Source organism: uncultured Sphingomonas sp. (genome assembly GCF_937871615.1).
Lineage (GTDB): Bacteria > Pseudomonadota > Alphaproteobacteria > Sphingomonadales > Sphingomonadaceae > Sphingomonas.
Genome location: NZ_CALMPA010000062.1, coordinates 1 through 24,298 on the forward strand (window position 1 = coordinate 1; position 24,298 = coordinate 24,298).

The following is a 24,298-nucleotide window of genomic DNA, read 5'->3' on the forward strand; positions in this document are numbered from 1 at the left end:
TCCCGATGCGCCGCTCCAGCGCGGCTATGCCCGCGTCACCGCGCGCGGCGGCGCCACCGTGGCGACGGTCGCGGCGGCGCGCGGCGCGGGGGGCGTGACGCTCCACTTCCGCGACGGCACGGTCGATGCCAAGGTTGAGGGCGCGCGTTCGCGTGCCTATGCTCCGCCACCACCCGAACAACCTTCGTTGCTGTGAGTTTCCTGATCCGATGCTGATGTCCAATACCGATCGCCCCGCGCGGCTGCATTATCTCCCCAACGGTTTCCGCGTGCTCGTGCCGGGCGATCACGTCGTCTGCGCGGTATCGGGCGCGCGGATCGCGCTGGAGGATCTGCGTTATTGGGACATAGAGGGGCAGCGCGCCTTCGCCTCCGCCACGCTGGCGACCGAGGCGCTCTCGCCGCAATGACCGGCGCGGGCCGGTGGCTGGGCGCGGCGGCGCTGATGACTGCCGCCGCGGGATGCGTCTCGCCGCCGGTCGATCCGCCCGCGCCCGTGCGGAAGCTGGCACCGCCCGCGCCGCCGCCGCCCGCTTCGTTGCCGCTGCCGCGCTTCGCTCTATCCGGCACCGCGCGGCAGGGGGCGGTGATGCTCGGCACCGCGCCGGCGGGGGCGATCGCGCTTTCGCTCGACGGATCACCGATCGGCGTCGCGCCGGACCATCGCTTCATCATCGCATTCGATCGCGATGCCGCCCCGCGCGCTACGCTCGCCGCGACGCTCGCCGACGGGCGGCAGGTGACGCAGGAGCTTGAGATCGCGCCCGGTGACTGGCGGATCGAGCGCCTCGATACCGTCGCCAAAACGCCGGTGCCGAGCGCCGAATTCGCGCGCCGCCGTCCACCCGAACTGGCTGAGATCAGGGCGGCGCGCGAAACCCGCACCGACGCGCAAGGCTGGCGGCAGCATTTCATCTGGCCCGCGACCGGGCGCATTTCCGGCCTGTTTGGCGCGCAACGCATCTATCGCGGGGAGCCGGGGGCGTATCACGGCGGCGTGGACGTGGCGAAGCCGGCTGGCGCCCCCGTCGTTGCGCCCGCCGACGGCGTGGTGATTCTCGCCGCCACGGCGCCCTTCACGCTGGAGGGCAATCTGCTGATGATCGACCATGGCATGGGGCTGAACAGCGCCTTCCTCCATCTGTCGAAGATCGCGGTGAAGGTTGGCGAGCATGTTCGCCAGGGGCAGGAGATCGGCCTCGTCGGCGCCACTGGCCGCGCATCGGGGCCGCATCTGCACTGGGCGATGATGTGGCAGGGCAGGCGGATTGATCCCATGCTGCTCGCCGGGGCGATGGCGCGATAGGCCGTAAGAATCGCGCGGGTAACGGGGGCGCGAGGCGAGTTACCTGATCCTTGCGCCGCGATAATTCTTCCCGTCGATGAAAATGAAATAATTGCCGAGCGCGCCCTTCTTGATGCGGATCGCGCTTCCTGGCTTTGGCGGGAAATTGACCGGATCGGTCGTCTGCCAGGTGGCGTCGTTATCGGAAAGCGTGATCTGTATGCGGTCATCGTTGACCGGGCGCACCGATGCGATCGTGGAATTTATTTCCACGAACGGTTCCTTGCTGCCGAACAGATCGACCCGCGGCAAGGCGAATCCGAACAGTGATTTCTTGATGTTCCTCACATCATTCTTGTCGACGATCTTGAAATCTTCTTTCGATATCGACGCTTCCAAAGAGGTGGCGAAACGCTCGAAACAGGCGAGCCGCGACGCGTCGTTCGCGATCTTCCGGCATTCCGAAATGGCATTGAGCATCCGGCCTGTCGCATTGTCCGCGCTGGCGCCGGCATCCGCATAAGCGTTCTGGGCGGACAAGATTGCCGGTGCGATGGCGAGCGCGGCGAGATATCTGATCTGCATCATATGGCCTCGATTTCGGCGGCAAGGGTAAGGGGAGCGACCGGTCGGCGCAAGGCCGCCTTGTGTTGCGTATCTACTACAGTGTCGCCGCGAAATTTCATTGCGCGGCCAAGTGTGATTGCTGTCGACCTGTGAACTGCTAGTGTCTCGGCCCATGTCGCCGTGGGTTCGCCTGCGCGCGGCGCGCAAAAAGTACGAATAACGGCGCAACGCCGAAAGTTAAGGGGATACAGAATGATGTTGCCATATCGGTCGCAGTTGCTTGCGACGACATTGCTTGTCGGCGCCGCGGTGGCCTCGCCCGCCGCGTTCGCGCAGACCGAAGCCCCGCAGGCCGCGACGACGGATACCGCTGGCGATATCGTCGTCACCGGCTCGCTGATCCGCAATCCCAATCTCGTGTCGTCGACGCCGGTTTCGGTGGTCAACTCGGACGAACTCAACCTTCGCCAGACGAACACCGCGGAGCAGGTGCTGCGCGATCTTCCGGGTGCGGTGCCGAGCATCGGCTCGGCGGTGAACAACGGCAACGGCGGCTCGTCCTATGCCGACCTTCGCGGCCTCGGCAACTTCCGCAACGTCGTGCTGCTTGATGGCGTGCGCATCACCCCGTCGAGCACGGTTGGCCGCGTCGATCTCAACAACGTCCCGCTCGCGCTGGTCGAGCGCGTCGACACGCTGACCGGCGGCGCCGCGACCACCTATGGCGCGGACGCGGTGTCGGGCGTCATCAACTTCGTGACGCGTCGTGATTTCTCCGGCGTCGAAGCATCGGTTTCGAACCAGATCACCGGGCGCGGCGATGGCAAGACCTTCCGTGGCGACGTGACGATCGGCGCGAACCTGGATGACGGGCGCGGCAACGTCGTGCTGTCGCTCGGCTATCAGAAGGCCGATCCGGTCTATCAGGGCGCGCGCCGCATCTCGCTCAACAACTACACCTCCACCTCGGGCAGCGTCGGCGGTTCGGGCACGACCGTTCCGGGCCGTTTCACGCTTCCGGGGCAGGGCTATAACACGATCATCCCGGCGACTGGCGCGCTGCGCCCGTACAAGGGCTCGACGGACGGATTTAACTTCAACCCGTTCAACGTGTTCCAGGTGCCGTTCGAGCGCTACAACATCTATGCGGCCGGCCATTATGACGTGGCCGACAATGTCGAAGTTTATGCGCGCGGCATGTTCTCGAAGAACAAGGTCGAGACGATCATCGCGCCGTCGGGCGTGTTCGGGCAGTTGCTGACCATCCCGTACAGCAACCCCTATCTGCCCACCGCCGCCCGTAATCAGTTCTGCGGCGCCAACGGGCTTACGCAGGCGCAGTGCGACGCGGCGGCGCTGGCGACCAATCCGAACGATCCCAACTTCCGCACGTTCAACACGACGGTCGGGCGCCGTATGCCCGAGGTCGGGTCGCGTCTGTCGCAATTCGTCACGCAGTTCTTCGATTATCGCGCTGGCGTGAAGATCGGCGTCACAGACACGATGTCGCTCGATCTGTCCGGCGCTTATGGCGAATCGGAAAACCGGCAGACCCAGTCGAACTACGTGCTGATCTCGCGTCTGCGCACCGCGGTTTACACCACCAGCGCGACGAGCTGCAATCTCGGTGCCTCGCCGACGGTTCCGAACCCGAACCCGGCGCTGCCGCCGCTCGCCAATTCCGGCGCGGCGACCAATGCGGGGACGGGCTGCGTTCCCGTCAACATCTTCGGCGCCAATGGCTCGATCCTGCCCAATCAGGTTCCGTATCTGACGGCGGCGGCTGGCACGGCGCAGTTGACCTCGCTGGCGCAGGCCCGCGCGCTGCTGAGCGGTGATTTCGGGCTTACCCTGCCATGGGCCGACAATGCGGTCGGCTTCGCGCTCGGCGCCGAATATCGTAAGTATAAGGCGAGCCAGACGGCGGACAGCCTGTCGCAGACGGCGGGTGAACTCGGTGGCGCCGGTGGCGCGACGCCGAATTTCAGCGGCGGCTATGACGTGAAGGAAGTGTACGGCGAAATCAACGCGCCGATCGTGGCGAACAAGCCGTTCTTCAAGTCCCTCACGCTCGAAGCCGGCATCCGTTATTCGTCGTACAGCGTCGATGCGCCGTCGAACCCGAGCTACAACACGACCACCTACAAGGCGGGCGGCACGTGGGAGCCGGTGGATGGCATCAAGCTGCGCGGCGATTATCAGCGTGCGGTTCGCGCGCCGAACATCGCCGAACTGTTCTCGCCGCTGAACACCGGGCTGACCAACCTCGCGGTTGATCCGTGCCGTGCGTCGAACCCTGCGGTGGCGACCAACCCGAACCTCTATGCTGTCTGCATCATGCAGGGCGCGACGGCGGCAACGATCGGTTCGATCCAGAACCCGACCGCGGGCCAGGCGAACGCGACGACTTCGGGCGGCACCTATCTGCGGCCGGAAACGTCGGACAGCTTCACGCTGGGCCTCGTGCTGCAGCCGCGCTTCGTGCCGGGGCTGTCGATCACCGTGGATTATTACAATATCCGGGTGAAGAACGCGATCTCGCAGCCGGTTCCGGGCGACCTCATCACGGGCTGCTTCGGCAACAACAGCGGAACGGCGGCGAACGTCAACAACCCGATCTGCAAGTTGTTCAAGCGTAACCCGGCGACGGGCGGCCTGGACGGTGACCCCGCCACCACGCAGGGCCTGCTGTTCCCGTCGACCAACTCCGGCAAGATCCTGACGGACGGCATTGATCTCGGCATCAATTATCGCCGCGATCTCGGCTTCGCGAAGCTCAACATGAGCTTCATGGGCAACTGGACGAGCCGTTCGCAGTTCCAGGCGCTTACCCCCGGCACCGTCGTGCCGGCCGGTGCGCCGATCGGCGCTGGCCTTGCGCTGCCGGTCACCGATAACCGCGAGTGCGTCGGCTTCTACAGCCAGAACTGCGGTTCGCCGGGTTCGGCCGGTCCGTCGTCGTCGGCGGGTTCGCTCCAGCCGAAGTTCACCTGGAACCAGCGCACCACGCTCAGCTTCGGCAATGTCGATCTGTCGCTGCTGTGGCGCCACCTCGACTCGATGCGCGCCGAGCCGGGTGTCAACGCCTTCTCGGCGGCCACGCCGAACGGCGGCAACCCGAACGGTACGCTTAGCGGCGGTATCCTGAACGGCCAGAAGGTCGATTTCAGCAAGATCCCGGCGTATAACTACTTCGATCTTTCGGCCCGCTTCAGCGTGTCGGAGAATTTCGACTTCACGGTCACCGTGATGAACCTGTTCGACAAGGATCCGCCGATGGTTGGTGGCACCATTGGTTCGACCTCGTACAACAGCGGCAACACCTTCCCGTCGACCTACGACGCCCTCGGGCGCCGGTTCGCGATGGGTGCGCGCCTGAAGTTCTGATCGAAATACCGGAACTGGAAATGGAAAGGCGGGTCGTTTGGCCCGCCTTTTCTTTTTGCCGGAAGATTGCGTTGGCTAACAGGGCGGGTTAGGGTGCGCGCGGCGGCGACGGTTTCCGTCGCTCATGATGGTTGGCGCATTGCTTCGTTCCCGCGCCGCGCCTGGCACGGGAAACCGCTTTGTCGCGGCGTTGTCCCGATCGAGTTTGCGCCTTATTCCGATCCGAAGCGGGAAATCCACGGCTGCAGGATCGTGAAGGCCGGCGCCAGTTGCCGCTCGTAACGGCGCCACTGCCCCCCGCCGTTGTACAGCCCCTTGCGGACCTGCGTTTCGCTCGCCGTGCGCACGCCGCGTCTGCTGGCGGTCCGGTCGAATGATTTGAAATCGTCGGTCCAGTCCAGCCCGGCGAATGCCGCCAGCGCGCGCACCGTGGTTTCGAAATCACCCACCAGCCGATCGTAGCGCAGTTCGTGAAAAGGCAGCGCAAGCCGTTCGCGGCACGCCTCAATCAGCCGCATCATCGCATCATAATGCCGCGCGGTTTCGATCAGATCGCTGAACGCCCAGGCCGCCGTGCCCGGCGTGAAATTCACCCGGAAGCAGCTCAGCACGATATCGCGCGGATCGCGGCGCATGATGATGACGCGCGCGCGCGGAAAAAGCCGCGCGATGATCGGCAATTTGATGGCGTTGAACGGATTCATGTCCACGAACGTCCGCCCGCTGACATCGCCACCCATCTGCCTGACGCGAGACCAGTAAGACTGGCGCAGCGTCGTGGCGAGCGCCGGATCGAGCCGATCGAGATCGGGCATCACGCCATCGTTGCGCATCAGATGCTCGTCGATCCCGCCGAACGTATCGCGTTCTTCGAGCGCGACGACGCCGGGCGCGCTGGCGAGGATATTCTCCACCAGCGTGGTGCCCGAACGGGGATAGCCGAGCAGGAAGATATGGTTTTCCGCCGAGCCTGCGCGGCATTCGTCGGTTTCCGGCGGCGCCGATACGCTGTCCGTCACCTCGACCTGTTCGCGGATTTTCTCGATGAACGCACGATGCGACGGGCGATCCGCGCGCGGCGCAAGCAATGCGCGATAGGTTTCGGCGAAGCAGCTTTGTGCCGCCTGATATGATTTGAACGCATCATCGACGCGATCCTGCCGATCCAGCGCATCGCCCTGCAAGGTCAGCGCGCGAATGCGATCTTCGGGAACCAATGTGCTCGCGAGCAGCGGTTTCAGCCGATCGGCGGCGGCCTTGCCGTCGCGCGCCTCGATATCGAGGATCGCGAGCGCGGATATCGCGGCGGGTTCGAGCGGGTTCAGCGCCAGCGCGCGCGCGGCACGATCACGCGCATCGGCGGCATCGCCGCGCCGCGCCGCCGCATCGGCGAGCTTGCCGAACGCGGGCGCGAGTTGCCCGTCAAGCGCGAGCGCGCGTTCATAGCTGTCGGTCGCCCCGGTGGCATTGCGCAGCGCATCGAGCACATAGCCGCGCTCCAGCCACGCGGCGGCGTGGCGCGGCTCGATCGCCAGCGCGCGATCGAGCACGGAAAGCGCCTCCTCAAGAAAACCCTGCTTGCGCAGAACCGCGCCTATGGAGCCGAGAATCAGCGGGTCCGACGGGCTGATCGCGAGCGCGCGCCGCAACAGCTCATGCGCCTTGGCGTAATCCCCCATCTCCTCGCGCCGCCATGCCGCCAGGTTGAGGAACAGCGGGTGTGTCTGGCCGGCGGAAAGGGCGCGTTCGGCGAATTTGGCCGCGTTCACCAGATTGCCGAGGGACAATTCCTGTTCGACCGACGCGCGATAATCCTGTGGTTTTTTCATTCCGGCCCGTTGAAATGATCCGCTGGGGATTGGCATATAGCGAAAATCCTCGTCCGGGATTATGGTTCTCGCAAGTATTTTTCAGGCGGAGGGATGTACATGAAGGCGCTAGGAATTCTGCTTTTGCTATCGGCGGTTGGCGTTGCTCCGGCGCTGGCGAAAGCGGTAACGCCACAGAACGGAACGGACGCGCCCGAGCGTGCCAGCGACAATCGCGACAAGATGATCTGCAAGCGTTTCGTGGAAACCGGCTCGCTCGTTCGCGGCTATCGCATCTGCAAGACCAAATTGGATTGGGAACGCGATCGCGAGAATATCAAATCGCAGCCGGGCATTGATTCATGCCGCACGAGCGGGAACGGCGGCCAATGCTGATCGGGTTTGCCGCCCCGCTCAATCGAGCAGCGCGGCATCGAGCGAAAGGCTGATTCCCGCGCCACGGGCGACCACTTCGGCCCATATCGCCACCTTCTCGATTTCATCGGCATGGTGCTGCGCCGCGCCGTCATGCAGCGCGCGCCGGGCATCGGCATCGAATGCGGTATCGAATTTGGCGTGGCGCCGGAACACGTCGCTTTCCGCGATCGCGCGGATCGCGGGTTGATCCAGCCCGAGGCCGAAGAAGTCGTTCAGCCGGGCGAGGGTCGCCTCCGGCGCGGCCAATAGTCGCTCGCTATCCAGCGTGCGGATGCGCGCGCGCCCGAAGCGGGCGACGAGATCGGCGAACAGTTTCTGATGCGCGAGCCAGCCGACCGCCGCGACCTGCAGATCGGTTTGCCCCAGATAGTCGCGCGGCGAAAAGCCGAGATCAATCAGCCGATCGTCGAGCATCCCCACCAGCATGGTGCGGACCCATAATCGGCCCTCCAGCCCCTTGCTGGCGATCGAGGCGAGATAGGTGCGTAGCGGCGCGTGGAGCAGCAGCGCGTTGGCGTCGCTCCTCAGGCTCATCATCGCGGCGGCGATGCCGTTCGCCACGGTCGACGGCTTCAGGATCACCGCCTCCGCCGGATCGAATGGCCTGGCGAGGAGGGACAGCATATCCCGCAACGCCACCGCCTGATCGACTCCCGGCTCGCCCCGCCTGCGCCACCCGATCATGTCGTTGAGGATGACCGGCTCTTTCATCGTCAGCGCGTGGCCGGGGCGATCAAGTGCGCGGGCGAGCAGCGTGGAGCAGCAATAAGCCGAGTGAAAGATGAAATGCTGCCGCGCCGGCGCGAGCGCCTCGATCCGCAGATCGGTGCGCCGGGCGATGCGTTCCTCGCTTGCAGGCAGATGTTCGTCGGTGAGGAATGTCGCCGCGTCATAAGCGGAGCGCGGCACCCGCCGCAGATGGATCATATCCTGCCCCGGATCGTAGCGATGGGCGAGCCAGGAAGGATCCTGAATCAATTCTGATGTGGAGACGGCCTTCGCCGATGACGGGTTCATCCCCCGATCGTGCGCGATCGTTCCCCGCATTGTCTAGCCTTGAGCGGGCGTATAGCGTCGGCGGCGTGGAACAGATCGAAATTCAGCAATTGCTGGTAGCGGCCCGGCGCGCGGGCGAGGCGGGCCGCCCGGAGGAGGCCGCGCGCCTTTATCATCAGATACTGGCGGGGGCGGGCGAGCAGGCCGGCGCGCTCAATGCGCTTGGCATGATGTCGCTGACGAGTGGCGACCACGCCGCCGCGGTCGGCTGGTTTCGCCGCTCCATCAGCGCCGATCCGCAATCGCCCGATCTCCAGATGAACCTGGCGACGGCATATCGCCGGCTGGGCGATGCGACGGGCGAGCGCGCGGCGCTGGAAGGCGCGCTTTCGCTCGATCAGCGGCACTTCATGGCGCTGGTGCGCCTGGCCGAGCTTCACGAACGGACGGGGGAAAATGCGCTGGCGGCGGAGCGTTGGCGCGGCGTGGTCGCGATGGGCGCGATGATTGATGAGCGATCCCCCGCGCTCGATGAATTGCTCGCCCGCGCGCGGGATTATGTGGCGCGCGATCAGGCGCGTTTCGCCGCTGTAACCGACGAGGGGCTGGCGGCGCTGCGCGAGGAATTCGATGCGCGCGAGACGCGCCGATTCGACGCGTGCATCAATCATGTGCTTGGCCGGCGCAGCATCTACATCAATCAATGCGCCGGAATGCACTTTCCGTTCCTGCCCGCCGACGAATTCTTCGATCGCGAGCATTTCCCGTGGCTGGAGGAAATTGAGGCGAAGACCGCGATCATCCGCGCCGAGCTTGAGGCGATCCTCGCGGAAGAGGCGGGCGTGATCCTGCCCTATGTAAACATGAAATCCGGAACGCCCGCCAACAAATGGACCGCGCTGGATGGCTCGCTCGCCTGGGGGGCGCTGCATCTGTGGAAGGATGGCAAGCGCAATGAAGCAGCCTGCGCGCGCGCGCCGCGGACGGCGGAGGCGGTCGCCGCGCTGCCCTTGTCCGACCTTCCGGGGAGCACGCCGACCGTCTTCTTTTCGATCCTGCGCCCCGGTGCGCATCTGCCCGCGCATACCGGCGTCAGCAATGTCCGCTCGATCGTCCATCTGCCGTTGATCGTGCCACAAGGCTGCGAATTCCGTGTCGGGGGTGAGACGCGGGCGTGGGAGGAGGGGAAGGCCTGGGTGTTCGATGATACGATCGAGCATGAGGCGTGGAACCGCTCCGATCATGCGCGGGCGATTCTGATCTTCGATGTGTGGAATCCGTATATTTCCGAAACCGAGCGGAAGATGCTGCGCAAATTCCACGAGATTTCATTGGTGAACCGCGATCTCGCCGGGCAGGGGATCAGCGTTTCGGATTGAAGGCCGGTGCGCCGGGCGTTGGCAAGGTCAGATGCCGAGTTGCGCGTTCGCGATCGCGGCTGGAACGCCCGCATCACCGTTTGTCGCCTGCTCCACCCATGCGCGCGCGGCGGCGATCTCCGGCGCCAGCGTCGCGACGAGCGCATCACGTCGCGCGAGCCGGGCATCATTGTCGAACGGAACCGACGGCTGCTTGGAATAGGATGAGAACAGTGGCCCGGAAACCACCTCGCGCAATGCCTCGGTTGTAGCGTCAATCTCCAGATGACGCGCGCTGGCCGTCAGCGTCGGCAGCGGATCATTGAAGAAGGATTCGGCGTCGAGCGTGCGGGCATCGGGGGAGGCGGCCAATGCGCGCTCGAATGCCTTCATCTGCCCATGCCAAAGCGCGGCGGCGCGCTCCGCGATGGACAGTTCGCCGATTTCGCCCAGATGCGCGCCGAGCTGGGTGGTTACGCGCTTCACCCAGTCGCGATGGTTCTCGCTCCGCAGGATCGCGAGCAGATAATCCTCCAGCGTGGCGAACAGCATGATTGCCCGCACCGGCCTGATCGCCGGCAGCAGGAAATTCACCGGCACATTGGCCTTAATCAATGTCGGCAATTCCGGGCGATAGCGTTTGCCGAGCATCGCCCGCGTCAACGCCAGCCGCGCCGGATCGGGCGCAAGCGCCTGTTGCCGCAGCGCGAGCGGCTCCCGCAAGACGAGATTGCCGCCGAGAAAATCGAGCGCGCGCGCCAGCAGGGTCGATCCGCAATGCGCGATATGGAAAATCCAGCCGGCCGATTGCGCCGGCGGGATGTTTCCGGCGATCGCCGCGACGGGAAGCCGCATCGCGCCATCGCTGGCAGGTGAAATGCGGTTATCCAGAAATATGGATCGCTGATAGGCCGCCCGATCCATCGGCACGAAAATCGCGTCGCCCGCATCGAACGAATGCAGAAAATGATCCGGGGAGGAGAACAGTTCGTCGAGGGTCAGCGTCATCGCGCGGGGGTATAGCTTGCCCCTGCGGAAGCGGCTATCCCCGCGATCATGCCGCAAATTCACCTTCCGACGCGAGAGCGCCCGCAGGTCGTGATCGAAGCGAACGATGGAGAGACCATTCTCTCGCTCGATTCGGCGACGATCATTGAACTCTACAAAGATCATGGCGCGTTGCTGTTTCGCGGTTTTGACGCCGATGTCGCGCAGTTCAGGCAATTCACGCGGATTTTCTCATCCACCTCGGTGCTGAACGAAAGCCCGGGGCGGCAGGCGATCGACGCGGATGCCAATATACACACGGTTGACGGCGGCGTTCGGGAGTTTTCGCTTCATCCGGAGCTTTCGCGTGAGCCGTGGAAGCCGGATCTGGCGATGTTCTGTTGCCTTTCGGCGCCCACAACGGGGGGGCAGACGACGATATGCGATGGCGTGCAACTGGTTCGCGAACTGCCGGAACAATTGCGATCGCTGCTGGAAGGGCGCCGGCTGCTCTATATCAAGGCGACATGGCCGGAATTGCTTGAGTTCTGGCTTGGCACGCGCGCGCCGAGCGATCAGCAACTTCTCTCACCGCCGCCGTCCTGCCCCTATCATTTCCGCCGTTTGGAAGGGCAGATCGTCCGGATTTTCACCCGACCGATGCTCCATCGCCCGATGTTCGTCGATGCGCCGGCGTTCGGCAATTTTCTGCTGTTCGCCCGCTTCAACAACAATCGGCCCGATTTCCCGCTGCTCGATGACGGCTATCCCGTTCCCGAACCCTGGCTTCAGGCGATCAAGGCCACCGGCGATGGGCTGAAGGTGCCGGTCGGCTGGCGTAACGGCGATGTGCTGATGCTGGATAATACGCGCTTCATGCACGGGCGCACCGCGATCACCGATCCGGGCGAACGCCTGATCGCGACCTATTTCGGCTATCTCCGTTTCGCGCGCCCGGACCCGGAGGAGCCGGCTGATCCGATCTGGCGGAAACAGGATTTCCAGCCGCCGTTCCCGCCCGATTTGCCGAGGTAAATCAGGCGGAAACGGTTGGCCGGTTGACGCGATGGCGCGGGGCGCGGCGGTGGCGTTATCCCACCGTCAGCGCGAGCTTCCCGTCTCCCTCATCGACATTCACCGTCGCGCCGTCCTTCACGTCGCCGCGCAGGATCATCTCGGCGAGCGGATCTTGCAGATAGCGTTGCACCGCGCGTTTCAGCGGGCGGGCGCCATAGACCGGATCATAGCCGACACGGCCCAGCCATGCGCGCGCCGCATCGCTCAGCGCCAGCGTCACCTTGCGGTCCGCCAGCAGCTTCTGCACGCGCGCGATCTGGATATCCACGATCGGCCCCATATGCGCCTGCCCCAGCCGGTGGAACAGGATGATCTCATCCAGCCGGTTCAGGAATTCCGGGCGGAAATGCGCGCGGACCACGTCCATCACCTGCGGCTCGACCGTTTCGACATCCTCGCCCTCGCCGAGATTGGCGAGATACTGGCTGCCCAGGTTCGAAGTCAGGATGATGAGCGTGTTCGAGAAATCGACCGTGCGGCCCTGGCCGTCGGTCAGCCGCCCATCGTCGAGCACCTGGAGCAGCACGTTGAACACGTCGCCGTGCGCCTTCTCCACCTCGTCGAACAGCACGACCTGATAGGGGCGCCGCCGCACCGCCTCGGTCAGCACGCCGCCTTCCTCATAGCCGACATAGCCCGGCGGTGCGCCGATCAGCCGCGACACGGCGTGCTTCTCCATGAATTCGCTCATGTCGATGCGCACCATCGCATTGGCATCGTCGAACAGGAATTCGGCCAGCGCCTTGGTCAGTTCGGTCTTGCCCACGCCCGTCGGCCCGAGGAACAGGAACGAGCCAAGTGGGCGGTTCGGATCCTGCAGCCCGGCGCGCGCGCGGCGCACCGCGGTGGAGACGGCGCGCACCGCATCGGCCTGGCCGATCACGCGCTTGCCGATCACCTCCTCCATCTTCAGCAGTTTCTCGCGCTCGCCCTCCAGCATCCGATCGACGGGCACGCCGGTCCAGCGGCTGACGACATTGGCGATATCGTCGGCGGTCACTTCCTCGCGCAGCATCGCGCCCTTGGCGGCGCCCTGCGCCTCCTCAAGCTGCTTGGTGAGCGCGGGGATCGTGCCGTAGGATAGCTCACCCGCGCGCGCGAGATTGCCCTCGCGCTGCGCCTGCTCCAGCGCGGTGCGGGCGGCGTCGAGCTGTTCCTTCAGCTTCGCCTCGGCCCCGATCTTGTCCTTCTCCGCCTGCCAGCGCCGGGTCAGTTCGGCCGATTGCTGTTCGAGATTGGCGAGTTCGCTCTCCAGATTGGCGAGCCGGTCCTTCGAGGCGTCGTCGCTTTCCTTCTTCAGCGCCTCGCGCTCGATCTTGAGCTGGATGATACGGCGATCGAGCGTTTCGATCTCCTCGGGCTTGCTTTCCACCTCCATGCGGATGCGGCTCGCCGCCTCGTCCATCAGGTCGATCGCCTTGTCGGGCAGGAAGCGATCGGTGATGTAACGATTGCTGAGCGTCGCGGCGGCGACGATCGCGCCATCGGTGATGCGCACGCCGTGGTGGAGTTCGTAGCGATCCTTCAATCCGCGCAGGATCGAGATCGTATCCTCCACGGTCGGCTCGCCGACGAACACCGGCTGGAAGCGCCGCTGCAAGGCGGGGTCTTTCTCGACATATTTGCGATATTCGTCGAGCGTGGTCGCGCCGACGCAATGCAGTTCGCCCCGCGCCAGCGCGGGCTTGAGCAGATTGCCCGCATCCATCGCGCCTTCGGATTTTCCGGCGCCGATCAACTGGTGCATCTCGTCGATGAACAGCACGATATCGCCCTCGGCGGCCTTCACCTCGTCAAGCACACCTTTCAGCCGCTCCTCGAACTCGCCGCGATATTTCGCGCCCGCGATCAGCGCTCCCATGTCGAGCGCCATCAAGGTGCGGCCCTTGAGCGTATCGGGCACGTCGCCATTGGCGATGCGCAGCGCCAGCCCTTCCGCGATCGCCGTTTTGCCGACGCCGGGTTCGCCGATCAGGGCCGGGTTATTCTTGGTGCGGCGCGCGAGAATCTGGATCGTGCGGCGGATTTCCTCGTCGCGACCGATCACCGGATCGAGCTTCCCGTCCTTCGCCGCCTGCGTGAGATCGCGCGCGAACTTCTTGAGCGCGTCATAGCGATCCTCGGCGGAAGCCGTGTCGGCGGTGCGCCCGCCGCGAAGCTGGTTGATCGCGCTGTTCAATGCCTCGGGCGTGACGCCGGCTGCCTTCAGCGCCCTGCCGGCAGGGGTGTTGAGCGCGAGCGCGAGGGCGACGAGCAGCCGCTCGACCGTGACATAGGAATCGCCCGATTTCTGGGCGATCTGCTCTGCTGCATCCAGCACGCGTGCGGCATCGTTATTGAGGCCGGGGGACTGTTGCGCGCCGGAACCGGAGACGGCGGGAATTTTGGACAGCGCGAGATCGGTCTCGCTTGCCGCGCGGCGCGCATCGCCGCCCGCCGACTGGATCAGCCCGGCGGCCATGCCCTGTTCGTCCTCCAGCAGCGCCTTGAGCAGGTGCTCGGGCGTGATCTGCTGATGGTTCATGCGGATCGCAACGGTCTGCGCGGATTGCAGGAAACCCTTGGCGCGGTCAGTGAATTTTTCGAGGTTCATGATGCTCCCCTAGAGATGGCAGGGATGTAATGTTGTATTTTTACCACACAAGGGGGTGCGGCAATGACAGTGGAGGTGGCAACGGATTGGCGGTACAAGAGTTGCTAATCGAAATGTGAAATTCGAAACAGGAGAGCGACTCATGGCCACCCTGGCGACCGTCGACAGCAAGCCGCATTATGCCCCCGGCGAGTGGGAGGCGCGGGTCGATCTCGCGGCGGCTTACCGGCTTGTCGCTTATTATGGCTGGGACGATCTGATCTTCACGCACCTTTCCGCGCGCGTGCCGGGGCCGGAGCATCATTTCCTCATCAATCCCTATGACATGATGTTCGAGGAGATCACCGCCTCCAGCCTCGTCAAGATCGACGTGGAAGGCAATCCCGTTGGCCCGACGACGCACCCGGTCAATCCCGCGGGCTTCACGATCCACTCCGCGATCCACATGGCGCGTGAGGATGCCCATGCGGTGATGCACCTGCATACGCCACACGGGCAGGCGGTGTCGGCGATGGAATTCGGGCTGTTGCCGCACACCCAGACCTCGATGATCGCCGGGCATGACGTTGCCTATCATGACTATGAGGGCATCGCGACGGACCTTGACGAGCGCGAACGGCTGGTCGCCGACATCGGCGACAAGCACGCGATGATCCTGCGCAACCACGGCACGCTGACGGTCGGGGAGAGCGTGGGGGCATGTTTCCTGCGGCTCTATTTCCTGGAGCGTGCGTGCGAGGCGCAGGTGCTGATGCTCTCCGCCGGCAAGGATAATCTCAACAATCCGCCGCAGGGCGTGGAGGATAAGGTGGCGCGGCAATCGGCGCCCAAGGGCATGGGGATGCTCGCCGAGAAGCTGGCCTGGCCCGCACTGCTCAGGAAGCTTGATCGGATCGACCCGAGCTTCCGGGACTGAGCCTCAGGCGAGCGCGGGCGCGGTCATGGCGCGGGCGTGCTCCGTCGCTGCCCGCGTGCTTGACGCGAGCCGCTTCATTTCATCGGCGACGACCGCGAAGCCTTGCCCCGCCTGCCCGGCGCGCGCGGCTTCGATCCGCGCGTTGAGCGCGAGCAGATTGGCCTGCTGCGCGATCTCGCCGACATAGGAGACGACCTCGGTGAGTTGCGCGACGGTGGATTCCAGCGCGGCTTTCCGGCTCTGCAATTCGGCATGGAAGCGCTGCTCCTCCTGCAGCCGCGCGTGCATCTCGCGCTCGCTCACCTGTTGCGTCACATCGGACGCGATTTTCAGAATGCGGTCGACCCGGCCGGATGTATCGCGCACCGGGGTGTAAACCGCCTGGAGATAGACGTCGCTCCCGTCCCTGGCGATGCGTTTGAACAGGCCCTTGTTGAATTGACCGCTGGCGAGGTTTTGCCAGAACACCGCATAATCCGCGCTCTGGTATGTTTGCGCGTCGCAGAACTGGCGATGATGCTTGTGTATCACATCGGTGAGCGAATAGCCGAGCGCGGCGAGGAAAATCTCGTTGGCGTCGATCAGGAGCCCGTCCGGCGAGAATTCGGCGATCGCCTGACTGGCGTTGATCGCGATCCATGCTGCTTCCGCCCGTTGCGTGGCGAGAGACGGTGAGTCCGGCATTGGCACTCCGCTGCTGTTCGATCGAGCGATAAGCAAAATTGGTTAACCCGCCGTAAGGGAGCCGGCCTAACTCGCTTCAAGCACCATGTTGAACGGCCCTTCGGTGGCGCGCCGGACGTTCGCGAACCCGCCTTCGCGGATGATCCCGGCCAGCCTGGCTTCGCCCGCCTGCGCGCCAAGCCCTTCGCCGACCTCCTGATCGAGCGATGTCGGCACGCAGATCATGGTCGAGGCGTTGTAATAGAGCCGACCGACCGGATTGAGGTTTTGCTCAGGGCTGTCGCCCGCGATCGGTTCCACGATCATCCAGCGTCCACCGGGTGCGAGGATGCGGCGCATATGCGCGGCGCATCCGCGCGGATCGCCCATGTCGTGCAGGCAATCATACATGGTGATGAGATCGAAATCGCGTTCCGCAATCTCCTTCGCGGTGGAGATTTCGAAGCGAACGCGCCCGTTCAGCCCGTGGTTCGCGGCATGGCGGCGCGCTTCCTCGATCGACGGCTCGTGGAAATCATAGCCGATGAACGTGCTTTCGGGATAGGCCTCAGCCATCAACAGCGTGGAAAAGCCCACCCCGCATCCGACATCCGCCACTTTCGCGCCCGCGCGCAACTTCGTCTCCGCGCCATCCAGCGCGGGAATCCACGACTGCACGATATTGTTGACATAGCCGGGGCGGAAGAAGGCGCCTGTCGCGCAGAACAGGCAGCCGGCATGATCGCCCCAGCGCACGCCGCGCCCGTTGCGAAAAACTTCCTCGACCCTCGGCTCGGCCTCGATCATCGCGGCGACGAGTTCGAACGCGCCGGCCAGATAGACCGGGCTGTCCGGATTCTGGAACACCATCGCCTGTTCAGGCGACAGGCTGAACCTGTCCGTCGCGGGATCGAAGTCGATATAGCCGTTCGCCGCCTGCGCCAGCGCCCATTCGCGCACATATCGTTCGTGCAGGCCACCCGCCTTCCGCGCGAGTTCGGCGGCTGTGGCGGGCGTGGAGGAAAGCGCATCGAACAGCCCCAGCCGAAAGCCCAGCCGCACGGTGGGCACGCTCATCGCGCCGCCCAGATCGCCCAGCATCTTTCCCACAAAGGCGTGCAATTTCGTTTCGTTGATCGCTGCGGACATGATCCGCTCCTGTGATTTCCCGGTCTTCCCGTCTGGGAGAGCGCGGCGGAAAATATCACATCGGCGCGCGGCCGGTGAATTGGTGGAAACCGCCACGCCGCGCCGGGAGCAGGGGAGGGCGCGCAACGAAAAAGGCCCCGGCATCGCTGCCGGGGCCTTCGTCATTTTGCCTTTAAGGGGCGTGCGATCAGTCGCGGTCGCCAGTCAGGAAGGCCGGGGCGAACTCGGGCGCGGGGCCGTCGTCCTTGCCGCCTTCGTCGCGCTCACGACGCGGGCCGCGATCACGGCGCGGGCCACGATCGCCACCACGGCCACCGCGATCACCGCCACGATCGCCACCATCGCGGCGCGGGCCACGATCACCGCGATCGCCGCGCGGCTCGCGCGCAGGGCGGGTATCTTCCAGCTCGGCGCCGGTTTCCTGATCGACGACGCGCATCGACAGGCGGACCTTGCCGCGCTGGTCGATCTCAAGCACCTTGACCTTGACTTCCTGGCCTTCGCTCAGAACGTCGGAGACCTTCTCGACGCGCTCGTTCCTGATCTCGGAAACGTGGACGAGGCCGTCCTTGCCGCCCATGAAATTCACGAACGCGCCGAAATCGACGAGGTTGACGACCTTGCCGTTGTAGATCTTGCCGACCTCGGCCTCCTCGACGATGCCCTTGATCCAGTTCATCGCCGCTTCGATCTGCGCGCCGTCCGACGAGCTGATCTTGATGACGCCCTCGTCGTCGATATCGACCTTCGCGCCGGTGGTGGCGACGATCTCGCGGATCACCTTGCCGCCGGTGCCGATCACGTCGCGGATCTTCGATTTGTCGATCTGCATCGTCTCGATCCGCGGGGCATGGGCGGAAAGCTCGGTGCGGGTTTCGCCCAGCGCCTTGTTCATTTCAGCGAGGATATGCGCGCGACCGTCCTTCGCCTGCGCCAGCGCGGCTTCGAAGATCTCCTTGGTGATGCCGGCGATCTTGATGTCCATCTGCATCGTGGTGATGCCTTCGGACGTGCCGGCCACCTTGAAGTCCATGTCGCCGAGGTGATCCTCGTCGCCAAGGATGTCGGAAAGGATCGCGAAATCCTTGCCCTCAAGGATCAGGCCCATCGCGATGCCCGAAACCGGGCGCTTGATCGGCACGCCGGCATCCATCAGCGCGAGGCTGCCGCCGCACACCGTTGCCATCGAGGACGAGCCGTTGCTCTCCGTGATGTCGCTGGTGACGCGGATCGTGTAGGGGAATTCCTCCTTCGACGGCAGCACCGGATGCAGCGCGCGCCACGCCAGCTTGCCGTGGCCGACTTCGCGACGACCCGGCGCGCCGAAGCGGCCCACTTCACCGACCGAATAGGGCGGGAAGTTATAATGCAGCATGAAATGCTGGTAGGAGAGGCCGTTCAGCCCGTCGATCATCTGCTCCGCATCGCGGGTGCCGAGCGTGGTGGTGGCGATCGTCTGCGTCTCGCCGCGCGTGAACAGCGCCGAGCCATGGGCACGCGGCAGGAAGTGAACCTCCGACGCGATCGGGCGCACCTGCGTGGTGCTGCGCCCGTCGATGCGGCGACCGTCCTTCAGGATCGCGGTGCGGACGATATCCGCCTCCAGCTTCTTCACCAACTTGGCGGCGACGAGCTGTTCCTGCGCGGGCTTGTCGGCCATCGCGGCCTTCGCCTTGCTGCGCGCCTCGCCCAGCGCGGTCTGGCGCGCCTGCTTGTCGGTCAGCTTGTAGGCGGCGGTGATGTCCTTGCCGATCAGCTTCTTGAGATCCGCCTTCAGCTTGGCCTTGTCGTCACCGGCGGGGAGTTCCCACGGCTCCTTGGCGGCCTTTTCGGCGAGGTCGATGATCGCGTCGATCACCTGCTGCGATGCCTTGTGCGCGAACAGCACCGCGCCCAGCATCACTTCCTCCGAAAGCTCCTTCGCTTCGGATTCGACCATCATCACCGCGTCCTGCGTCGCGGCGACGACCAGATCGAGTTCGCCCTCGGCCACTTCGGCGTCGGTCGGGTTGAGCTGATATTCGCCGTTCTTGTAGCCGACGCGCGCAGCGCCAATCGGCCCCATGAACGGCACGCCGGAGATGGTGAGCGCGGCGGACGCGGCGACCATCGCCAGGATATCCGGCTCATTCTCGCCGTCATAGGAGAGCACCTGCGCGATGCAGTTGATCTCGTTGTAGAAACCTTCCGGGAAAAGCGGGCGGACCGGGCGGTCGATCAGGCGGCTGACGAGCGTTTCACGCTCGGTCGCGCCACGCTCGCGCTTGAAGAAGCCGCCCGGAATGCGCCCGGCGGACGAGAATTTTTCCTGATAGTGAACGGTGAGCGGGAAGAAATCCTGCCCTTCCTTCACCGATTTGGCGGCGGTGACGGCGCACAGTACGACCGTTTCGCCGAGCGTCGCGAGCACGGCGCCATCGGCCTGGCGGGCAACGCGGCCGGTTTCGAGCGTCAGGGTCTTTCCGCCCCACTCGATGCTTACCTTCTGGGTGTCGAACATTTCATTTCCTTCACTCCGGCGGCCCTATGCCGGCCGGGGCCTACGAGCCTTCCTTCGGCTCTTGCGATGCTCCCCCAACCCGTTCGGGCTGAGCTTGTCGAAGCCCTGTCCTTCTTTCCTTGCTTCCGAAGAAGAAGTGCAGCCCTTCGACAAGCTTGGGGCGAACGGGGGAGCTTTGGGTCGGGCAGGGTGCCGGATTGCGCCTTGTCCCGAATAAGCGAAGGGCGCCGCGAGGGCGCCCTTCCTTGTTACTTGCGAAGACCGAGCTTCGCGATCAGGGCGAGATAGCGTGCCCCGTCCTTCTTGCGGAGATAGTCCAGCAGCGAGCGGCGCTGGTTGACCATCATCAGCAGCCCGCGGCGGGAGTGATTGTCCTTCGCGTGGCCCTTGAAGTGCTCGGTCAGGTTACGGATGCGCTCCGTGAGGATCGCGACCTGCACCTCGGGGGAGCCGGTGTCGCCTTCCTGGCGCGCATGTTCCTTGATGACTTCCTGACGGCGCTCTGCGGTAATCGTCATAAAATTCTGTTTCCTCGACATCACATCACAGGTTGAAGCCGCGGACGACGCGAACCTCGCGGTCCGCCACATCCACCAGCGCCACCGGCACATCGGCCAGCAGCGCGAGGCAGAGGCCATCGTCGACGGCAATCCCGGCCAGAACGCGTCCCTGGCGGAGCGCCCCTGCCTGGTCGGGGGAGAGGGAGAGAGCCGGGATGTCGTCCAGCGCCGCCCTCAACGGCAGGAGAGATTGTTCAAGCGCGCGGCCATTACCGAGTTCGGCCAATTTGTCCAGCGATATCGCATGAGACAGATCGAACGGCCCCGCCTTGACGCGCCTTAGATAGGTGACGTGGCCCACTGTTCCAAGCGCCAGCGCGATATCGCGCGCAAGGCTGCGGATATAGGTGCCCTTGGATACGTGCGCGGTCAGCGTGATTTCATCGAGCGCGGCATCGGGCGCGGGGGCGGTGCGGGGCGCCAGCGCGTGGATCGTCACGTCGCGGCTTTTCAGCGCCACTTCCTCGCCGGCGCGGGCGAGATCATAGGCGCGCGCACCGTCCACCTTCAGCGCGGAATAGGCCGGCGGCACCTGCGCGATCGGGCCGGTGAAGCGTGGCAGCACCCCGGCCAGCGCCGCGCCGGTCGGGCGCACCGCGCTCGTCGCGATCACCGGGCCTTCGCTGTCGAGCGTGTCGGTCTGCTCGCCGAAACGGATCGTGAATTCATAGGTCTTCTCGCCATCGAGCATCCGCCCGGCAAGCTTGGTCGCCTCGCCCAGCGCGATCGGCAGCACGCCGGTCGCCAGCGGATCGAGCGTGCCGCCATGCCCCACCTTGGCCTTGCCATAGCCGCCGCTGCGCAGCGCGCGCTTCACCGCGCTCACCGCCTGCGTCGAGCCCAGCCCCAGCGGCTTGTCGAGGATCAGCCAGCCGTTCATGCGAACAGGCTCGCGAAGCCGAGGTACACGCGGATCAGTGCGTCCGCCGGCGGGCCGACGATATGCTGGACGATGCTGGCGCCCGGAAACACCATCGGCACCACCACCAGCAACAGGATCAGCAGCGGAAAGCCGAACCGCGCCAGCTTCGCCCATTGCCAGGCGAGCGGGCGGGGCAACACGCCTTCCACCACATGCCCGCCGTCGAATGGCGGAATCGGCAGCAGGTTGAACACCGCGAGGAAGATGTTGATGAGCAGGAAGTTGGTGAGGTTGGCCCATAAGAATCCCGCCACGCCCTGCGGCGCGCCGTCCGCCATGGCATTGCCCGCGACGAGGCCGATCGCCACCGCGGCGACGCCGGCGAGCAGCAGGTTCATCGCCGGCCCCGCGAGCGCCACCGCCACCATGCCCCAGCGTGGGTTGCGCAGCCGCTCGGCGCGGACCGGCACGGGCTTGGCCCAGCCGAACACCGGCGCCTTGGCGATGGCGAGGGCCAGCGGCAGCACGACCGTGCCGATCGGATCGACATGGCGCAGCGGATTGAAGCTCAGCCGCCGTTCCTCATGCGCGGTGGGATCGCCCAGCGCGCGCGCCATCAGCCCGTGCGCGACCTCGTGAAAGACGATCGCGATCACCAGCGGGATGATCCACACCGCCGCGGCATAGAAGACGTTATCGGGGTTCATGGCGTGTGATCTAGGGTTCAAACTCGATCAGGACAACGGCGTGACGGCGCGGATTGTGGTATCAGGCAAGGAGCAAGGAGGGAGCGATGCTTAAGCATCGTGACCGACGCAGCGACGCCGACCAGCGGACTTCTCCGTGCGATCACGGCGCTGTCCTGATCGAGCTTGAATCCGAGGGGCGGATGAACAGGCGGGCGCGGCGCTTTATCAGTCGCCCGCTTTTGCCAGCGCGGCGGTGAAGTGGCGGCGGCACAGCGCGACATAGCGATCGTTGCCGCCGATCTCGGTCTGGCGGCCCTCGGCCACCGCGCGGCCATCGGCATCGACGCGCAGGTTCATCGTCGCCTTGCGCCCGCATTCGCACACCGATTTGATCTCGATCAGCGCATCGGCGAGCGCGAGCAGCCGCGCCGATCCCTCGAACAGCGCGCCACGGAAATCGGTGCGCAGCCCGTAAGCCAGCACCGGGATGTCATGCGTATCGGCGAGCCGCGCGAGCTGATCGACCTGCGCTGCGGTGAGGAATTGCGCTTCGTCCACCAGCACGCAGGCGATCGCCCCGGTCGCATGGCGCGCCAGCACGGTGGCGGCGATATCGGTCGCGCGGTCAAACATCGTCGCGGCGGCGGCAAGGCCGATCCGCGAGGTGATCGTGCCCGCGGCGAAGCGATCGTCCACCGCCGCGGTGAACAGCATCGTCGCCATGCCGCGTTCGCGATAGTTGAAATCGGCCTGCAGCAGCGTGGTCGATTTCCCCGCGTTCATCGACGCATAGTAGAAATAGAGCTTGGCCATCGCCCGCGCGCCTTCGAAGCGTCTTCAGTCGAGATCGCGCGCGACGCCGGGCGCACGAAGCAGCGCGTCGATGTGGCTGCCCTCGTCGAAGCTTTCGTCGCTGATGAATTTCAGTTTCGCGGCATATTTCAGGTTGATGCGCCGCGCGACCTCGCGCTGGAGGAAGGCGGTGTTGGTTCTGAGCGCCTTCAACACGGCTTCCTCGTCGCGCCCCAGCAGCGGCTTCACGAACACGGTCGCGTGGCGCAGATCGGGCGACATGCGCACTTCCGTCACCGAAACGAGGTGGCTCGCCAGCGTTTCATCATGCACGTCGCCGCGCTGCAACACTTCGGACAGGACATGGCGCACCTGTTCGCCGACGCGGAGCGTGCGGACGGATCGTTCCTGCGGTTCTTTTTGCATCGCTGGACCTTCAACCGGGACGACCGCCCGCCGGGGCGGCGGACCGCGCCCGGCAGGCAGGTGTTTTCGAACCTTACAGCGTCCGTTCGCGCAGCTCGACCTCGAAGGTTTCGAGATAATCCCCGGCCTTGATGTCGGTGAAGTTCTGCGTGAATGTCACGCCGCACTCCAGCCCCGCGCGCACTTCCGCCACATCATCCTTGAAGCGACGCAGCGACGCGATTTCGCCATTGTAGATGATGACGTCGTTGCGCGTGATGCGTGCCTTGAGCGCCTTGCGAATGGCACCATCGACCACCAGCAGACCTGCCGCCTTGCCGTGCTTGCCGGCGGAGAAGACCTCGCGGATTTCGGCGCGGCCGACGACCGTTTCGAACGCTTCCGGGCCAAGCTCGCCCGCCATGCCGGCGCGGATTTCGTCGATCAGATCATAGATGATGTCGTAATATTTCAACGCCACCTGATGCCGGTCGGCGATCTCGCGCGCCTTCGCATTGGGACGGACATGGAAGCCGATGATCGGCGCGCCCGACGCTGATGCGACGTTCACATCGCTTTCGGTGATGCCGCCCACGCCGGAATGGAGGATGCGCACCTTGATATCGTCGGTCGACAGCTTGTTGAGGCTGGCGACGATCGCCTCCACCGTGCCTTGCGTATCGGCCTTCACGACGAGCGGATATTCGATCGCCTGATTGGCCTTCAGCGCGGAGAACATGCTCTCCAGGCTGGCGGGCGCGGCGGTGGTGCGCTTCTGCGTCAGCACGCCCTGGCGATATTCCGCCACTTCGCGGGCGCGTGCCTCGTTTTCCACCACCTGCAGCGGATCGCCGGCGGATGGCGTGCCCGAAATGCCCAGCACCTCGACCGGCATCGACGGTTCCGCCTTCTTGAGCTGGCGGCCCTTGTCGTCGACCAGCGCGCGGACCTTGCCGCTTTCCGCGCCGACGACGAACACGTCGCCGACCTTCAGCGTGCCGCGCGTGACGAGCACGGTGGCGACGGGGCCGCGGCCCTTGTCCAGCTTGGCCTCGATCACGGTGCCTTCGGCGGCGCGATCAGGGTTCGCCTTCAGTTCGAGCAGTTCGGCCTGAAGCTGGATCTTCTCGATCAGTTCATCGAGCCCGATCTTCTTCAGCGCGGAAACCTCGACGTTCTGCACGTCGCCGCCCATTTCCTCGACCACCACTTCATGCTCCAGCAGGCGCTCGCGCACGCGCTGGGCATTGGCCTCGTGCTTGTCGA

Annotated in this window: 21 protein-coding genes and 1 pseudogene; 8 read left to right on the top strand and 14 right to left on the bottom strand. The window is 65.0% G+C overall.

Annotation, left to right across the window (positions count from 1 at the left end; genetic code table 11):
* The 3 genes and pseudogenes from Q0316_RS16960 to Q0316_RS16970 all read left to right on the top strand — a co-directional run.
* A pseudogene (locus Q0316_RS16960) lies at positions 1-196 on the top strand (exodeoxyribonuclease VII large subunit); the annotation flags it as partial.
* 13 nt (positions 197-209) lie between these two features.
* Complete coding sequence (locus tag Q0316_RS16965; RefSeq protein ID WP_298674483.1) at positions 210-410, top strand: DUF2093 domain-containing protein; 201 nt, start codon at positions 210-212, stop codon at positions 408-410.
* On the top strand, positions 407-1,306 hold the full coding sequence (locus tag Q0316_RS16970) for a M23 family metallopeptidase (RefSeq protein WP_298674484.1): 900 nt from the start codon (positions 407-409) through the stop codon (positions 1,304-1,306). Before Q0316_RS16965 ends, Q0316_RS16970 begins: the two co-directional genes overlap by 4 nt.
* A gap of 39 nt (positions 1,307-1,345) precedes the next feature.
* Here the strand turns inward: Q0316_RS16970 and Q0316_RS16975 are convergent, their stop codons facing one another.
* Positions 1,346-2,080 carry a hypothetical protein gene (locus tag Q0316_RS16975; protein ID WP_298674485.1) on the bottom strand — a complete coding sequence of 245 codons (735 nt, stop codon included), beginning with the start codon at positions 2,078-2,080 and terminating at the stop codon, positions 1,346-1,348.
* Between the two features lie 24 nt (positions 2,081-2,104).
* Here Q0316_RS16975 and Q0316_RS16980 point away from each other — a divergent pair, with 24 nt between their 5' ends.
* Positions 2,105-5,239 carry a TonB-dependent receptor gene (locus tag Q0316_RS16980; protein WP_298674486.1) on the top strand — a complete coding sequence of 1,045 codons (3,135 nt, stop codon included), beginning with the start codon at positions 2,105-2,107 and terminating at the stop codon, positions 5,237-5,239.
* 212 nt (positions 5,240-5,451) lie between these two features.
* On the opposite strand, the gene Q0316_RS16985 is transcribed toward Q0316_RS16980, so the two are convergent.
* Entirely contained in the window at positions 5,452-7,068 is a 1,617-nt protein-coding gene (locus Q0316_RS16985; protein ID WP_298674487.1) for a tetratricopeptide repeat-containing sulfotransferase family protein, read from the bottom strand.
* A 99-nt stretch (positions 7,069-7,167) separates the two neighbouring features.
* Here Q0316_RS16985 and Q0316_RS16990 point away from each other — a divergent pair, with 99 nt between their 5' ends.
* The gene (locus tag Q0316_RS16990; protein ID WP_298674488.1) at positions 7,168-7,443 is read left to right on the top strand and encodes a hypothetical protein; all 276 of its coding nucleotides are present in this window, start codon (positions 7,168-7,170) and stop codon (positions 7,441-7,443) included.
* 18 nt (positions 7,444-7,461) lie between these two features.
* On the opposite strand, the gene Q0316_RS16995 is transcribed toward Q0316_RS16990, so the two are convergent.
* On the bottom strand, positions 7,462-8,532 hold the full coding sequence (locus Q0316_RS16995; RefSeq protein WP_298674489.1) for a hypothetical protein: 1,071 nt from the start codon (positions 8,530-8,532) through the stop codon (positions 7,462-7,464).
* Positions 8,533-8,567: 35 nt separating this feature from the next.
* Here Q0316_RS16995 and Q0316_RS17000 point away from each other — a divergent pair, with 35 nt between their 5' ends.
* Entirely contained in the window at positions 8,568-9,860 is a 1,293-nt protein-coding gene (locus Q0316_RS17000) for an aspartyl/asparaginyl beta-hydroxylase domain-containing protein (RefSeq protein WP_298674490.1), read from the top strand.
* 27 nt (positions 9,861-9,887) lie between these two features.
* Here Q0316_RS17000 and Q0316_RS17005 read toward each other — a convergent pair whose 3' ends face one another.
* Entirely contained in the window at positions 9,888-10,847 is a 960-nt protein-coding gene (locus tag Q0316_RS17005; RefSeq protein ID WP_298674491.1) for a hypothetical protein, read from the bottom strand.
* A 48-nt stretch (positions 10,848-10,895) separates the two neighbouring features.
* On the opposite strand from Q0316_RS17005, the gene Q0316_RS17010 reads away from it, so the two are divergent.
* Positions 10,896-11,861, top strand: a complete 966-nt coding sequence (locus Q0316_RS17010; protein ID WP_298674492.1) for a TauD/TfdA family dioxygenase — start codon at positions 10,896-10,898, stop codon at positions 11,859-11,861.
* Between the two features lie 55 nt (positions 11,862-11,916).
* Here the strand turns inward: Q0316_RS17010 and clpB are convergent, their stop codons facing one another.
* Positions 11,917-14,496: an ATP-dependent chaperone ClpB gene (gene clpB / locus Q0316_RS17015; RefSeq protein WP_298674493.1), complete on the bottom strand. Its 2,580-nt coding sequence runs from the start codon at positions 14,494-14,496 to the stop codon at positions 11,917-11,919.
* Positions 14,497-14,638: 142 nt separating this feature from the next.
* Between clpB and Q0316_RS17020 the strand changes: the two genes are divergently transcribed.
* Positions 14,639-15,412: a class II aldolase/adducin family protein gene (locus Q0316_RS17020; RefSeq protein ID WP_298674494.1), complete on the top strand. Its 774-nt coding sequence runs from the start codon at positions 14,639-14,641 to the stop codon at positions 15,410-15,412.
* 3 nt (positions 15,413-15,415) lie between these two features.
* On the opposite strand, the gene Q0316_RS17025 is transcribed toward Q0316_RS17020, so the two are convergent.
* The 9 genes from Q0316_RS17025 to infB all read right to left on the bottom strand — a co-directional run.
* Positions 15,416-16,096, bottom strand: a complete 681-nt coding sequence (locus tag Q0316_RS17025; protein ID WP_298674495.1) for a methyl-accepting chemotaxis protein — start codon at positions 16,094-16,096, stop codon at positions 15,416-15,418.
* A gap of 66 nt (positions 16,097-16,162) precedes the next feature.
* Positions 16,163-17,224, bottom strand: coding sequence for a class I SAM-dependent methyltransferase (locus Q0316_RS17030; RefSeq protein ID WP_298674496.1), 1,062 nt, complete (start codon positions 17,222-17,224; stop codon positions 16,163-16,165).
* A gap of 187 nt (positions 17,225-17,411) precedes the next feature.
* Positions 17,412-19,724 carry a polyribonucleotide nucleotidyltransferase gene (gene pnp, locus Q0316_RS17035; protein ID WP_298674497.1) on the bottom strand — a complete coding sequence of 771 codons (2,313 nt, stop codon included), beginning with the start codon at positions 19,722-19,724 and terminating at the stop codon, positions 17,412-17,414.
* Positions 19,725-19,972: 248 nt separating this feature from the next.
* A complete protein-coding gene (gene rpsO, locus Q0316_RS17040; protein ID WP_298674498.1) occupies positions 19,973-20,242 on the bottom strand; it encodes a 30S ribosomal protein S15 in 270 nt (89 codons plus the stop codon).
* Between the two features lie 25 nt (positions 20,243-20,267).
* Positions 20,268-21,164, bottom strand: a complete 897-nt coding sequence (gene truB, locus Q0316_RS17045; RefSeq protein WP_298674499.1) for a tRNA pseudouridine(55) synthase TruB — start codon at positions 21,162-21,164, stop codon at positions 20,268-20,270.
* Positions 21,161-21,853 (bottom strand): site-2 protease family protein, encoded by a 693-nt coding sequence (locus Q0316_RS17050; protein ID WP_298674500.1) that lies wholly within the window; start codon positions 21,851-21,853, stop codon positions 21,161-21,163. Before Q0316_RS17050 ends, truB begins: the two co-directional genes overlap by 4 nt.
* A gap of 207 nt (positions 21,854-22,060) precedes the next feature.
* Positions 22,061-22,648 (bottom strand): thymidine kinase, encoded by a 588-nt coding sequence (locus Q0316_RS17055; RefSeq protein WP_298674501.1) that lies wholly within the window; start codon positions 22,646-22,648, stop codon positions 22,061-22,063.
* A 24-nt stretch (positions 22,649-22,672) separates the two neighbouring features.
* Positions 22,673-23,053, bottom strand: coding sequence for a 30S ribosome-binding factor RbfA (gene rbfA / locus Q0316_RS17060; RefSeq protein ID WP_298674502.1), 381 nt, complete (start codon positions 23,051-23,053; stop codon positions 22,673-22,675).
* Between the two features lie 73 nt (positions 23,054-23,126).
* Positions 23,127-24,298 (bottom strand): translation initiation factor IF-2 (gene infB / locus Q0316_RS17065; protein ID WP_298674503.1); only part of this gene is annotated, 1,172 nt, incomplete at its 5' end.

What these genes read in the sequence shown, in the direction of transcription:
- Q0316_RS17005 (WP_298674491.1), bottom strand. Translation starts at nt 10,847, where the DNA reads ATGACGCTGACCCTCGACGAACTGTTCTCCTCCCCGGATCATTTTCTG.
- Q0316_RS16980 (WP_298674486.1), top strand. Translation starts at nt 2,105, where the DNA reads ATGATGTTGCCATATCGGTCGCAGTTGCTTGCGACGACATTGCTTGTC.
- truB (WP_298674499.1), bottom strand. Translation starts at nt 21,164, where the DNA reads ATGAACGGCTGGCTGATCCTCGACAAGCCGCTGGGGCTGGGCTCGACG.
- Q0316_RS16985 (WP_298674487.1), bottom strand. Translation starts at nt 7,068, where the DNA reads ATGAAAAAACCACAGGATTATCGCGCGTCGGTCGAACAGGAATTGTCC.
- rpsO (WP_298674498.1), bottom strand. Translation starts at nt 20,242, where the DNA reads ATGACGATTACCGCAGAGCGCCGTCAGGAAGTCATCAAGGAACATGCG.
- Q0316_RS16990 (WP_298674488.1), top strand. Translation starts at nt 7,168, where the DNA reads ATGAAGGCGCTAGGAATTCTGCTTTTGCTATCGGCGGTTGGCGTTGCT.
- rbfA (WP_298674502.1), bottom strand. Translation starts at nt 23,053, where the DNA reads ATGCAAAAAGAACCGCAGGAACGATCCGTCCGCACGCTCCGCGTCGGC.
- Q0316_RS17010 (WP_298674492.1), top strand. Translation starts at nt 10,896, where the DNA reads ATGCCGCAAATTCACCTTCCGACGCGAGAGCGCCCGCAGGTCGTGATC.
- Q0316_RS16965 (WP_298674483.1), top strand. Translation starts at nt 210, where the DNA reads ATGCTGATGTCCAATACCGATCGCCCCGCGCGGCTGCATTATCTCCCC.
- Q0316_RS17030 (WP_298674496.1), bottom strand. Translation starts at nt 17,224, where the DNA reads ATGTCCGCAGCGATCAACGAAACGAAATTGCACGCCTTTGTGGGAAAG.
- Q0316_RS16995 (WP_298674489.1), bottom strand. Translation starts at nt 8,532, where the DNA reads ATGCGGGGAACGATCGCGCACGATCGGGGGATGAACCCGTCATCGGCG.
- Q0316_RS16970 (WP_298674484.1), top strand. Translation starts at nt 407, where the DNA reads ATGACCGGCGCGGGCCGGTGGCTGGGCGCGGCGGCGCTGATGACTGCC.
- Q0316_RS17050 (WP_298674500.1), bottom strand. Translation starts at nt 21,853, where the DNA reads ATGAACCCCGATAACGTCTTCTATGCCGCGGCGGTGTGGATCATCCCG.
- Q0316_RS17055 (WP_298674501.1), bottom strand. Translation starts at nt 22,648, where the DNA reads ATGGCCAAGCTCTATTTCTACTATGCGTCGATGAACGCGGGGAAATCG.
- Q0316_RS17025 (WP_298674495.1), bottom strand. Translation starts at nt 16,096, where the DNA reads ATGCCGGACTCACCGTCTCTCGCCACGCAACGGGCGGAAGCAGCATGG.
- clpB (WP_298674493.1), bottom strand. Translation starts at nt 14,496, where the DNA reads ATGAACCTCGAAAAATTCACTGACCGCGCCAAGGGTTTCCTGCAATCC.
- Q0316_RS17020 (WP_298674494.1), top strand. Translation starts at nt 14,639, where the DNA reads ATGGCCACCCTGGCGACCGTCGACAGCAAGCCGCATTATGCCCCCGGC.
- pnp (WP_298674497.1), bottom strand. Translation starts at nt 19,724, where the DNA reads ATGTTCGACACCCAGAAGGTAAGCATCGAGTGGGGCGGAAAGACCCTG.